Here is a 12,293-nt window from a genome sequence, read left to right as displayed (position 1 = left end):
ACAGGACCGTGGCCGTTGCTATCGGCTCAGGCGCCCGTCGCCACGGGGCGGCCTTCGTCGCTGATCCAGCCACTCCACGAATCCGCGTAGATACGCGCACCGCCCAACCCGGCCGATTCCATCGCCAGCAACAGATGGCAGGCGGTAACGCCCGACCCACACATCAGCACCACCTGGGACGGTTCGTGCTGGCCGATCACCTGCTGCAGCTCCGCGCGCAACTCCTCCGCCGGCCGCAGATGGCCGTCGACCACATTCAACGCGAAGGGGCGATTGACCGCGCCTGGCACGTGACCGGCAATCGGGTCCAAGGGTTCGACTTCGCCCCGGAAACGTTCGTTCGCACGCGCATCCACCAACCACCCGGGACTGTGTTTCAGACGCGCTGCGACTTCGTCTGCGCTCGCGATCTGGGTGACATCCAGGCGTCCGGGATACGGGGGCAGGGGCGCAGGTGCGACCGCATCGGTCACCAGCGGCAATCCGGCGCGCTGCCATGCCGCCGCCCCGCCATCCAGCACGGCTGCCTGCCGATGTCCCATCAGGCGCAGCAGCCACCACAGGCGGGCGGCGGCCATGCTGCCTTCGGCCCCGTCATAGACCACCACCTGCGTGTCAGGGCCAATGCCCCAGCGCCCCAGCGTGGCCGCGAACACGTCACTGTCCGGCAGCGGATGACGGCCGTGGCCGGTCGTGCTCTTGTCTGACAGGTCGCGATCCAGGTCGGCGCGGACGGCACCCGGCAGATGGCCGACAGCAAACTGTGCCGCGCCCGATTGGTGATCTGCGAGGGAGAACCGCGCATCGACGATACGCAGGGCCGTGCCCGGCATCGCGCGCGCATCCACCAGGCGCACACCTTCCTGCGTCAATCCAGCCTGCAGGGACGCTACGTCCACGACAGTGGTCCACGGGGTATCGATCACGCTCATTGCAGTTGCTCCAGACGTCGACGCAGGTTGTACAGGATGGCCGCCGTGGCCCCCCAGATGCGGTGGCCCGGCCAGCCGTACTCCAGTACATGGCGGACGCGGCCACGATGGACTATTTCCACGTGCCGCAGGTTGTCGGCCGTCATCAGGTACTCGAGCGGCACTTCGAAGACATCAGCCACTTCGTCCGGTGACGGCACCGGCGTGAAGTGCGGATCGACAACCGCCACCACCGGCGTCACCCGATAACCGGTAATGGTGACGAACGGATCCAGATAGCCCAGCGCCTGTACCTGCTCGGCGGGGAGTGCGATTTCCTCGTTGCTTTCGCGCAGGGCGGCGGCCACTGCGTCGGCATCGTCCGGCTCGGTGCGCCCGCCAGGAAACCCTACCTGCCCGCCATGCTGGCGAAGGGTTTCCGTGCGTCGGGTGAGGATGACCTGGGCCCCGGTGGCACGCGGCACGATGCCCGCCAGCACCGCCGCTTCCACCAACGGACCGTCTGGCAGCAGATCGTCGAGCTCACTGCGATTCCAGCCATCGCCCATCGGCGGCGCGTGCAGCGGATGCAGCGCGCGCATCAACCGTCCATCGTCGGCCAGTGTTCCCGACAGTGACGCCCGAAGCTGCTCACGCAGGGGCAGGCGGTGATGCAGCACGTGGTGGCGTTCGCGCTCGCTCATCGACGACCATCGCGCAATTTCGTCGATATCGCGCAGGCAGCCGATGCAGGATCGATGATGATCAAGCTCGCATTTTCCAACGCAGGGACTGGGCACCGCACGCGTGTTTTCTTCCGTGGTCTGCACCGATGTAATTTACCGCGAAACGGCGAGGGAGGGATGGAAGGCAGCCGACTGAAGTCGGCTCTACCAGTCGGCTCTACCGGGCTGCCGAGCGGCATAAAAAACGCGCCGGTGGAAGCCACCGGCGCGTCGGGTCAAACGATGATGCGGATTACTTGACGCTGACCAGCTTGATCTCGAACTGCACGGCCACGTTCGGCGGGAACGGGGTACGCGGGTCGGCACCGTAGGCCTGTTCCGGCGGCAGGGTGACTTCCCACTTCGAGCCGGCCGGCATCTGCAGCAGCGTTTCGCGCATGGCCTTCATTTCCACTTCGCTCAGCTTCATGGCAGGAATCTGCTGGGCCGGGCGGGCTTCGGTCGGACGCTGGCCGTACGGGAACGGACCGGCCACTTCCAGCTGCACGCTGCTGGCCTGGGTCGGCTTGGCACCGGTGCCGGCTTCGATCACGCGGTACTGCACGCCGCTGGCAAGCGTCTGCACGCCCGACTTGGCCTTGTTGGTGGCCAGGAACTGCGTGCTCTTGGTCTTGTTCTCAGCCGCAGCCTTGTCGTACTCGGCCTTGGCGGCCTGTGCACGACCCTGCTCGCGCTTCTGGAACGCTTCAACGGCCGGCTTCAGCTGGTCGGCGGTGATCGCCGGCTGCTTCTTGGCGTAGGCGTCCTGCAGACCCTTCACCACCGAGTTGATGTCCAGCTGCTCACCGCGACCGGTCAGCTCCGCAAGGTTGTTGCCGTAGTCATAACCGAAGTAATAGCTCAGCTTGCCCTTTTCGGACGCGACGTCCTGGGCGAAGGCATTGCCCGTCAGGGCCAGGGCCGCAACGGCGACCGCGATAGAACGCAACTTCATCAAACAATTCTCCAGGGGTGGTAACTCAGGGGGCGTTTTCGCCGCCCTGAGGCGACGGGTTAGGATAGCGGTCGCACGGGTGATCCGCTACTGACGACGTAGGCTTTGACCTGTCTGCGTTTCAAGAGTTCAACATCACTGTTTTTTAACGTTCAGGAGCACCTGCGTGTCACATTCCCCGATCATCGTCGCTGACCGCGGTGCCGTGCGCACGCTGACCGTGAACCGGCCGGACAAGCTGAATGCCCTCGACGGCGCGACCCTGCGGGCGCTGTCGGAGGCCTTCACCGCCGCCTGCGAGGCTGACAGCGTAAGGGTCGTGGTGCTGACCGGCGCGGGGCAGAAGGCGTTCGTGGCCGGTGCCGACATCAGCGAAATGAGCGGACTCAGCGCTGTGCAGGGACGCGATTTCTCGCTGCTGGGACAGCGCCTGATGCGTCAGATCGAGCGCATGCCCAAGCCCGTGATGGCCCGGATCAACGGCTTCGCGCTGGGGGGTGGGTTGGAGTTGGCGATGGCCTGCCATCTGCGCATCGCGGCTGATAGCGCCAGATTGGGCCTGCCCGAGATCACTCTCGGCCTGATTCCCGGGTTCGGCGGCAGCCAGCGCCTGCTGCGCCTGTGCGGGCGCGCGGCCACGCTGGAACTGTGCCTGCTGGGCAGCCCGGTTGACGCCAACCGAGCGCTTCACCTCGGTCTGGTCAACGAGGTGGTTTCCGCCGACGCGCTGGATGCGCGGGTGGATGAGCGCGCCGACCAGTTGGCGCGCGCCGCGCCATTGGCCGTCCGGGCGCTACTGGACGCGGTTCACGTGGGCGGCGAATGCAGCCTGGAGGCGGGCCTGGACTACGAAAGTGCGCAGTTCGGCCTGCTGTTTGCCACCGATGACATGCGCGAGGGCACCCGCGCCTTCCTTGAGCGTCGCCCCGCCCACTTCGAGGGTCGCTGACGGATGGCCCGCCGACCGGACCCCGTGGCGCTGTACGAGCGGCTGCAGGCTGATGACCTGGACGGTGCGCTGCTGGCCGGGCTGATGGACTACGTGCCCGATGCGGCCGATGCCCGCCAGCTCCCCGGCCATGCGGACCTGCCCGATCGCCTGCAGGCGGTGCAGCGCCAGTTGCAGCGCGCCTGGCAGGCACGAGAACGGTACCGCGACCGTGCCGTACGGCTGGCGCGACGTGATGCCGAACGCGATGCGCGGCGTTCGCCGCCCCCTGCCCCCGACCACTTCCCCGCCCTGCCCTCTGCCGCTGCCGCCATCCTGGCGCGGGCGAAGGCGCGTGCGGCCGCGCCGCGGGGGTCGTGATGGCGGTTGCAGGTTTGCCCACGCGCACGGCTGCGCGGCGCACGACGAAGATGCCACGCGCCGATGTGCTGGAAATGTTCACCCGGCTGCGCGAACTCAACCCCCATCCGAAAACCGAGCTGGAATACAGCAGTCCGTTCGAACTGCTGGTGGCCGTCGCGCTGTCTGCGCAGGCCACCGATGTCGGCGTCAACAAGGCGACCCGGCGCCTTTTTCCGGTGGCCAACACGCCACAGGCGATTCTCGACCTGGGGGAGGAAGGGCTGAAGCCGTATATCTCCACCATCGGATTGTTCAACGCCAAAGCGAAGAATGTGATCGCCGCCTGCAGGCTGCTGGTGGAGCAGCACGGCAGCGTGGTGCCGGAGGACCGTGCCGCCTTGGAGGCCCTGCCGGGAGTGGGGCGCAAGACGGCCAACGTGGTGCTCAATACGGCGTTCGGCCAGCCGACGATGGCCGTCGACACCCACATTTTCCGCGTATCCAACCGTACCGGCCTTGCCCCGGGCAAAGACGTGCGTGCGGTCGAAGACGGTCTGATGAAAGCCATCCCTGCCGAATTCCTGCTCGACGCGCATCACTGGCTGATCCTGCATGGACGGTACGTGTGCAAAGCGCGCAAACCCGATTGTCCGCAGTGCGTCATCCGTGACCTCTGCCGCTTCAAGGACAAGACCGCGTCGGTCTGATCCGCCGCGCAGACTGCCATCGCCGCGCCATCCGGACGTCACAACCACAGGGCATCAATAGCTCCGGCGAAGAGGGGCAAGGGGTGCTGCGGGCGCACGGCGTTCGCAAACTGTCACATTTACGCAATCTTCACGTTCTAGCCTGCGCGCATCTTCCCACCTGCCTGCAAGGCTACTCTCTCCATGAAACTGCATCGCCAACTTCTCACTGCGGCCGTTGCGGCTGCGCTGTTCGTGCCGGCCGCCCACGCTGAAGTGGCCATCGATGTGATCGGCGGTTCGGAGATCACGTTCGAAGGCCTCGTCCAGGCCGACGGCAACTGGTTCGACAACGATGTAGCCGACCTCAATGGCGGCGATGCAGCCAACGGCAAGGACAGCGAATTCGAGCTGCGCCGTGCCGAGCTGGTGCTCAAGGGCAAGGGCCCGGGCAACGTGGAATGGGTGGTCGGGTATGACGCCAAGGCCGACAAGTTCCTCGACACCAACGTGAAGTACAAGCTGGGCGGCAACAGCAACCACTTCGTGCAGCTGGGCCAGTACAAGCAGCCCAACAGCCTGGAAGAACTGTCCAGCACCAAGAACAACGACTTCATCTCGAAGGCCGCCGTGACCAACACCTACGCGGTGGCCCGTCGCCTCGGTGGCGCGTGGGGCTATGCACAGGACAACTGGTCGGTGACGGCCAGCGCGTTCGGTCGCGAGCTGACCCGCAACCTTGCGCACGGCAGCGGTTACGGTGCACGCGGTACCTTCGCGCCGATCAACGAAAAGGGCCAGGTCCTGCATTTCGGCCTGAGCTACGTGGCGTATGACACCGACGCCGATACCCTGCGCGTGCGTGCCCGTCCCAACGCCGACCTGGCCACCGTGCGCCTGGTCGACAGCGGCAACATGGTCGACACCGACCGCGTGACCACGCTGGGCCTGGAAGCGATGTACATCGGCGGCCCGTTCAAGGCCCAGAGCGAGTACTACAGCAGCAAGGCCAAGCGCCTGGCCAACGACAACTACACCAGTGACGGTTACTACGTCAGCGGCCTGTGGAACATCACCGGCGAAAGCTGGGGCTACAAGGGTGGCGTACCGGGCACCGGCCTGCCGGACAACCCCGCCGGCGGCATGTGGCAGCTGGGCGCGCGTTTCGACCATATGGATCTCAACGACGGCAACCTGAGCGCGAACCCCGTCGCCGGTCGTCCGCCGATCGTGGACGGCGTGCTGGGCGGCAAGATGGATATCTGGACCGTGGGCGTGAACTATTACTGGCGCTCCAACACCAAGTTCGCCCTGAACTACGTGATGGTGGACAGCCAGAAGTACAGCTCCAGCGCACGCGGCTTCGTCAATGACGATCCGAACATCCTGGAAGCCCGCGCGCAGTTCTTCTGGTAAGACCTGCAGCACGTGAAAATGGAAGGGCACGGCATGACGCCGTGCCCTTCCGCGTTTGCGGCCCGCGCGTTTGGTAGAGCCGACTTCAGTCGGCTGCGGCGGCGTTTGGTAGAGCCGACTTCAGTCGGCTGCGGCGGCCAGCCGACTGAAGTCGGCTCTACCCTGGGGGCTGCGCCAGCCGACTGAAGTCGGCTCTACCCCTGGCTCTGCCCGCCTCTGGCGACGCTGTCATCGATGCGTCATGTGACAGACGCGGCGGTGTCACGCAATCGTTATGGAATGTGCACCGACACGACGGGTAATCGCCCGTCTACCACCCAGGAGCCATTCCCGTGATCCACGCCTTCAAGTCGCGCGCCGCCGTTGCCATCCTCGCCGCGTCGTCCGTCTTCGCCGCCAACGCTGCCGATGTGACCGGTGCCGGCGCGTCCTTCATCTTCCCGGTGATGTCCAAGTGGTCGGCCGACTACACCGTGGCCACCGGCAAGAAGGTCAACTACCAGTCCATCGGCTCCGGTGGTGGCATCGCGCAGATCAAGGCCGCCACGGTGGACTTCGGCTCGTCCGACGCCCCGTTGAAGCCGGAAGAACTCGCTGCTGCCGGCCTGGCCCAGTTCCCGTCGGTGATCGGCGGCGTGGTGCCGGTGCTCAACGTGGCCGGTGTTGCACCGGGCGCGCTGAAGCTGGATGGCCCCACTCTGGCCAACATCTTCCTCGGCAAGATCAAGACCTGGAACGACCCGGCCATCGCCGCGCTGAACCCGGGCCTGACCCTGCCGTCGGCCAAGATCACCATCGTGCACCGCTCCGACGGTTCGGGCACCACCTTCAACTTCGTCAACTATCTGTCCAAGGTCAGCCCGGAGTGGAAGACCAAGGTCGGTGAAGGCACCTCGGTCCAGTGGCCGGCCGGCATCGGTGGCAAGGGCAACGAAGGCGTCGCCGCGTACGTGAAGCAGATCAAGGGCGGCATCGGCTACGTCGAGCTGTCCTACGCGCTGCAGAACAAGATGTCCTATGCGTCGATGAAGAATGCCGCCGGCAACGTCGTGCAGCCGTCGGACACCACCTTCGCCGCCGCGGCCGCCAGCGCCGATTGGGCCAACGCCAAGGATTTCTACCTGGTGATGACCAATGCACCGGGCGCCCAGGCCTGGCCGATCACCGCCACCAACTTCATCCTGGTGCGCAAGCAGCCGCGCAACGTGGCCAACGCGAAGGCAACGCAGGACTTCTTCCGCTGGATCTACAAGAGCGGTGACGAGCAGGCCAAGCAGCTGGACTACGTGCCGCTGCCGGACACCCTGGTCCGCCAGATCGAGACCTACTGGACGCAGAACCTGAAGTACTGATACACCCAAGGGCACGGGGCCAGCGGAGACTCTCTCCCTCCGCTGGCTCCACCGGGCGCGCGATCCCTCAGGATCCCGCGCCTTTTTTTGTTCCAGGACGCGCTCGAATCCGCGCAGTTCGACCGCTTCCCCGCTGCGGCCAGTACCCGCCAACACCGTGAAAAGCCCGTCAAACCGTGACGTGGGCTTCGCCCGTGACCTGAGTCATCAGGCTGTAACAAAAACATCATTTCATAGCCGCAACCGCCGGATGGACCGGCAACTTCCCGCTATGGAGTGACGCATGAATCTGCAGAAGGCCGGCCTGGCCACCCTTTCCCTGGCCATCGCCCTCGGCCTGTCGGCCTGCGGCGGCAGCGAGTCGCCGACCGCCCAGCAGCCCGCCGCCGGTGCAACCGCCGCCGCCCCGGCCGCCGGTGACAAGGTCAGCGCCGAAGTGTCCGGTGCCGGCGCTTCCTTCATCTTCCCGCTGGTGTCCAAGTGGTCGGCCGATTACAACGCCGCCACCGGCGCCAAGATCAACTATCAGTCCATCGGCTCCGGCGGCGGCATCGCCCAGATCAAGGCCGGCACCGTCGACTTCGGTTCCTCCGACAAGCCGCTGAGCAGCGAAGAGCTGGCGCAGGCCGGGCTGGCCCAGTTCCCGTCCGCCATCGGCGGCGTGGTGCCGGTCGTCAACATCGAGGGCCTGGAGCCGGGCAAGCTGCGCCTGAGCGGCACCCTGCTGGCGGACATCTTCCTGGGCAAGATCAAGACGTGGAACGACCCGGCCATCGTCGCCGCGAACCCGGGCGTCACCTTGCCGGACGGCAAGATCACCCTGGTCCACCGTTCGGACGGTTCGGGCACCACCTTCAACTTCACCAACTACCTGTCCAAGGTCAGTGCGGACTGGAAGGGCAAGGTCGGCGAAGGCACGTCGGTACAGTGGCCCGACGGCGTGGGCGGCAAGGGCAACGAAGGCGTCGCCTCGTACGTGAAGCAGATCAAGGGCTCCATCGGCTATGTCGAGCTGGCCTATGCGCTGCAGAACAGCATGCCGTACAGCGCGATGCAGAACGCTGCGGGCAGCTGGGTGCAGCCGAGTGCTGAAACCTTCGCCGCCGCGGCCGCCAGCGCCGATTGGGCGAGTGCCAAGGACTTCAACCTGGTCATCACCAATGCGCCGGGCGAGCAGGCATGGCCGATCACCGCGACCAACTTCATGCTGATGCAGAAGAAGCCGAAGGACGCCAAGCGCAACCAGGATGCCCTGGCGTTCTTCAAGTGGGCCTTCGAAAGCGGCCAGACGCAGGCCAACGAACTGCACTACGTACCGCTGCCGGCCGAACTGGTCACCCAGATCGAAGCCTACTGGGGTACCGAACTGAAGTGATGCAGGAACGGTGCCCGCCCTGCGCGGGCACCGTCCTTTTCCACCCCGCGTCACCCCGCCCCCTACTGGCCGCGTCGCCCATCCCATGAATGCCATCGCACAGCCTGCAGCCGCACCTTCCACGCGTGATACGCGTGATGCCCGCAACGACCGCCTGTTCCGATGGGTGCTGGTCGGCACCGTCATCTTCGTCCTCGCTGCCCTCGCCTGCGCCGCGCTGTCGATGCTCTGGGGCGGCCGTCATGCCCTGGAAGCCCAAGGGCTGAGTTTCTTCTATTCCGCCGAATGGAACCCGGTGGAGAACAAGTTCGGCGCACTCGCGCCGATCTACGGCACCCTGGTGACCGCGCTGATCGCGATGGTCATCGCCGTGCCGGTGAGCTTCGGCATCGCCTTCTTCCTCACCGAAGTCGCCCCGCGCTGGCTGCGTGGGCCGGTCGGTACCGCCATCGAACTGCTGGCCGGCATCCCCTCGATCATCTACGGCATGTGGGGCTTGTTCGTGCTGGTGCCGGTGATGACCGAGTACGTGACGCCGTTCCTCAACGAGACACTGGGCGAGTGGCCGATCATCGGGCCGATGTTCCAGGGCCCACCGCTCGGCATCGGCATGCTGACCGCCGGCTTCGTGCTGGCGATCATGGTGATCCCCTTCATCTCCTCGGTGATGCGCGAAGTGTTCCTGACCGTGCCTACCCGCCTGAAGGAGTCGGCGTATGCGCTGGGCTCGACCAAGTGGGAAGTCAGCTGGGACATCGTGCTGCCCTACACCCGCTCGGCGGTGATCGGCGGCATCTTCCTGGGCCTGGGCCGCGCTCTGGGCGAGACCATGGCAGTCGCCTTCGTCATCGGCAACAGCGTGCGCTTGTCGCCGTCGCTGCTGGAGCCGGGCACCACCATCGCCGCGTTGATCGCCAATGACTTCGGCGAGGCCACCGAGACCTACCGCTCCGCCCTGCTGCTGCTCGGCTTCGTGCTGTTCATCGTCACCTTCGTGGTGCTGGCCATCGCCCGCCTGATGTTGATGCGTCTGTCCCGCAAGGAGGGCAACTGATGTCCACCGCCGCTCAATCCCTGTACCTGCGCCGCCGCATCGGCAATATCGTTGCGATCCTGATGTCGGTGGCCACGGCGCTGTTCGGCCTGTTCTTCCTGGGCTGGATCCTGTGGACGCTGTTCTCCAAGGGTCTCCCGGGCATCAACTGGGCACTGTTCACCCAGTCCACCCCGCCGCCCATGCAGGAAGGCGGCCTGGCCAATGCCTTCTACGGCACCGCCGTGATGTGTGCCATGGCCATCGGCATCGGCACCCCGCTGGGCGTGCTGGCCGGCACCTGGCTGGCCGAGTACGGCAACTTCCGCAAGGCGGGCACGGTCGTGCGCTTCGTCAACGACATCCTGCTGTCGGCCCCGTCCATCGTGCTCGGCCTGTTCGTCTACACGCTGTTCGTGATGCAGACCGGCGGCAGCTTCTCCGCCTTCGCCGGTGCGCTGGCACTGGCCTTCATCGTGCTGCCGGTGGTGGTGCGCACTACCGACGAGATGTTGCGCCTGGTGCCCTCGCAGATGCGCGAAGCGGCCCTTTCGCTGGGCATCCCGCAGTGGAAGGTCACCGTGCAGGTGCTGTACCGCAGTGCATCCGCTGGCATCGTCACCGGCATCCTGCTGGCCCTGGCGCGCATTTCCGGCGAAACCGCCCCGCTGCTGTTCACTGCCTTCGGCAACCAGTACTGGAGCAGCAACGTGTTCCAGCCGATGGCCTCGGTGCCGGTGGTGATGAACCAGTTCGCCGGCAGCCCGTACGAATCCTGGCAGGTGCTGGCCTGGGCCGGCGCCCTGGTGCTGACCGTCTTCGTGCTGCTCATCAGCCTCAGCGCACGCGGCATCCTGCTGCGCAATCGTATCTCCCATGACTGACCTTTCCGCGGACACTGCCATGAACGATCTTTCCAATGCCGTGCCGATGCAGCGCATCGTGGTCCCGGCCTCGCATGAATCGCTTGCCACCCCGGCGCCGGTCAAGCTGGCTGCGCGCGGGCTGGACTTCTACTACGACAAGTTCCACGCCCTGAAGGGCATCAACCTGGAAGTGCCGGAGAAGCGCGTCACCGCGCTGATCGGACCGTCCGGCTGCGGCAAGTCCACCCTGCTGCGCATCTTCAACCGCATTTATGCGCTGTATCCGAAGCTGGAAGCGCGTGGCGAAGTGCTGTTGGATGGCGAAGACATCCTGTCGCCGAAATATCCGATGAACCGACTGCGCAGCAAGGTCGGCATGGTGTTCCAGAAGCCGGTGCCGTTCCCGATGACCATCTTCGAGAACGTGGCCTACGGCATCCGCCACCACGAGAAGCTGTCCAAGGCGGACATGAACGACCGTGTGGAAAGCGCGCTGCGCCAGGGCGCGTTGTGGGATGAAGTGAAGGACAAGCTGGGCCAGAGTGCGCTGGGGCTGTCCGGCGGTCAGCAGCAGCGCCTGTGCATCGCACGTGCCGTCGCCCTGCGTCCGGACGTGCTGTTGCTGGACGAGCCGACGTCCGCGCTCGACCCGATTTCCACCAGCCGCATCGAGCAGCTGGTGGAAGAGTTGAAGCACGACTACACCATCGTCATCGTCACCCACAACATGCAGCAGGCCGCGCGCGTTTCCGATTACACCGCCTTCATGTACCTGGGCGACCTTATCGAGCACGACCGCACCGAAGTGATCTTCTCGCAGCCCAGCAAGCAGCAGACCGAAGACTACATCACCGGCCGGTTCGGCTGATCCGTCGAACCACCCCATCCGAGAGCACCGACATGAATCTACCCAACGACCACATCGTCAAGAGCTACGACGAAGAGCAGCAGCGCCTGGTGGCCGAGATCGTGCGCATGGGCGAGATGGCCGTCGCGCAGCTGGAGGCGTCGATGGACGTCATCGAGAAGCGCGACGAAAGTGCCGCCCGCCGCATCATCGCCAACGACGAAGCCATCGATGCGCTGGAGCAGCAGATCAGCCATGACGTCATGCGCTTGTCGCTGCGTGGCCCGATGGCCCGCGACCTGCGCGAGATCCTTGCCGGCCTGCGCATTCCGGCCGATATCGAGCGCATCGGCGACTACGCGGCCAACGTCGCCAAGCGCTCCATCGCGCTGGGCAAGGTCCCGCCGTTGCCGCAGATCCAAGGCCTGCGTGCACTGGGCCGGTTGGCGGCAGTGCAGGTCCGTCGCGCCATCGAGGCGTATCGCGACAATGACGTCGAAGCGGCGCTGGCGCTGCGCGAAGACGATGCACGGCTGGACGCACAGTACACCGCGCTGTTCCGCGAGCTGCTGACCTACATGATGGAAGACCCGCGCAACATCACCCCGTGCACCCACCTGCTGTTCATGGCCAAGAACCTGGAGCGTGTGGGCGACCACGCCACCAACATCGCCGAGAATGTGTGGTTCCTGGTGCATGGCGAGCAACCGCTGCCGCCGCGCGAGAAGCGCGACGAAACCTCCAGCGCCGGGGAACCCTGAGCGCGGGAAGGTCTGCAACCGCGCCCCCCACGGCGCGGCCCGTGGGCGCGCGATGGCACGCCCTCCGCCTGCGGC

Annotated in this window: 14 protein-coding genes; 11 read left to right on the top strand and 3 right to left on the bottom strand. The window is 65.7% G+C overall.

Annotated features, from left to right (window positions below; translation table 11 throughout):
* Positions 1–26: 26 nt before the first annotated feature.
* Positions 27–932, bottom strand: a complete 906-nt coding sequence (locus tag IFT65_RS04215) for a sulfurtransferase (protein WP_192080411.1) — start codon at positions 930–932, stop codon at positions 27–29.
* Positions 929–1,711, bottom strand: coding sequence for a CoA pyrophosphatase (locus IFT65_RS04210; protein ID WP_342365861.1), 783 nt, complete (start codon positions 1,709–1,711; stop codon positions 929–931). The genes IFT65_RS04215 and IFT65_RS04210 overlap by 4 nt, the downstream gene beginning before the upstream one ends.
* Between IFT65_RS04210 and IFT65_RS18475 the strand changes: the two genes are divergently transcribed.
* Positions 1,595–1,897: a hypothetical protein gene (locus tag IFT65_RS18475; protein WP_197974026.1), complete on the top strand. Its 303-nt coding sequence runs from the start codon at positions 1,595–1,597 to the stop codon at positions 1,895–1,897. The genes IFT65_RS04210 and IFT65_RS18475 overlap by 117 nt on opposite strands.
* Here IFT65_RS18475 and IFT65_RS04205 read toward each other — a convergent pair.
* A complete protein-coding gene (locus tag IFT65_RS04205) occupies positions 1,890–2,591 on the bottom strand; it encodes an FKBP-type peptidyl-prolyl cis-trans isomerase (protein WP_192080407.1) in 702 nt (233 codons plus the stop codon). The two genes, IFT65_RS18475 and IFT65_RS04205, sit on opposite strands and share 8 nt — an antisense overlap.
* Positions 2,592–2,757: 166 nt before the next feature.
* Here IFT65_RS04205 and IFT65_RS04200 point away from each other — a divergent pair, with 166 nt between their 5' ends.
* The 10 genes from IFT65_RS04200 to phoU all read left to right on the top strand — a co-directional run bounded on the left by IFT65_RS04200 (position 2,758) and on the right by phoU (position 12,218).
* Entirely contained in the window at positions 2,758–3,540 is a 783-nt protein-coding gene (locus tag IFT65_RS04200) for an enoyl-CoA hydratase-related protein (RefSeq protein ID WP_192080405.1), read from the top strand.
* Between the two features lie 3 nt (positions 3,541–3,543).
* Positions 3,544–3,900, top strand: a complete 357-nt coding sequence (locus tag IFT65_RS04195; RefSeq protein WP_192080403.1) for a hypothetical protein — start codon at positions 3,544–3,546, stop codon at positions 3,898–3,900.
* Positions 3,901–3,950: 50 nt separating this feature from the next.
* The gene (gene nth / locus IFT65_RS04190; protein ID WP_188324531.1) at positions 3,951–4,589 is read left to right on the top strand and encodes an endonuclease III; all 639 of its coding nucleotides are present in this window, start codon (positions 3,951–3,953) and stop codon (positions 4,587–4,589) included.
* Positions 4,590–4,772: 183 nt separating this feature from the next.
* Positions 4,773–5,984, top strand: a complete 1,212-nt coding sequence (locus IFT65_RS04185; protein WP_188324532.1) for an OprO/OprP family phosphate-selective porin — start codon at positions 4,773–4,775, stop codon at positions 5,982–5,984.
* A gap of 332 nt (positions 5,985–6,316) precedes the next feature.
* Positions 6,317–7,336 (top strand): phosphate ABC transporter substrate-binding protein PstS, encoded by a 1,020-nt coding sequence (pstS, locus tag IFT65_RS04180; RefSeq protein WP_192080401.1) that lies wholly within the window; start codon positions 6,317–6,319, stop codon positions 7,334–7,336.
* A 283-nt stretch (positions 7,337–7,619) separates the two neighbouring features.
* Positions 7,620–8,711: a phosphate ABC transporter substrate-binding protein PstS gene (gene pstS / locus IFT65_RS04175; RefSeq protein WP_192080399.1), complete on the top strand. Its 1,092-nt coding sequence runs from the start codon at positions 7,620–7,622 to the stop codon at positions 8,709–8,711.
* Between the two features lie 85 nt (positions 8,712–8,796).
* Entirely contained in the window at positions 8,797–9,765 is a 969-nt protein-coding gene (gene pstC, locus IFT65_RS04170; RefSeq protein ID WP_188324535.1) for a phosphate ABC transporter permease subunit PstC, read from the top strand.
* Positions 9,765–10,628, top strand: coding sequence for a phosphate ABC transporter permease PstA (gene pstA / locus IFT65_RS04165; protein ID WP_188324536.1), 864 nt, complete (start codon positions 9,765–9,767; stop codon positions 10,626–10,628). The genes pstC and pstA overlap by 1 nt, the downstream gene beginning before the upstream one ends.
* Positions 10,629–10,647: 19 nt before the next feature.
* Entirely contained in the window at positions 10,648–11,478 is an 831-nt protein-coding gene (gene pstB / locus IFT65_RS04160) for a phosphate ABC transporter ATP-binding protein PstB (protein ID WP_192080397.1), read from the top strand.
* 32 nt (positions 11,479–11,510) lie between these two features.
* On the top strand, positions 11,511–12,218 hold the full coding sequence (phoU, locus tag IFT65_RS04155) for a phosphate signaling complex protein PhoU (protein ID WP_188324538.1): 708 nt from the start codon (positions 11,511–11,513) through the stop codon (positions 12,216–12,218).
* The last annotated feature ends 75 nt before the right edge of the window (positions 12,219–12,293 follow it).

Origin of the sequence: Stenotrophomonas sp. CFBP 13725 (genome assembly GCF_014841935.1) — a bacterium.
Lineage (GTDB): Bacteria > Pseudomonadota > Gammaproteobacteria > Xanthomonadales > Xanthomonadaceae > Stenotrophomonas.
Note: the sequence above shows the minus strand (reverse complement) of the source record. Positions and strands in the feature narration are given on the sequence as shown.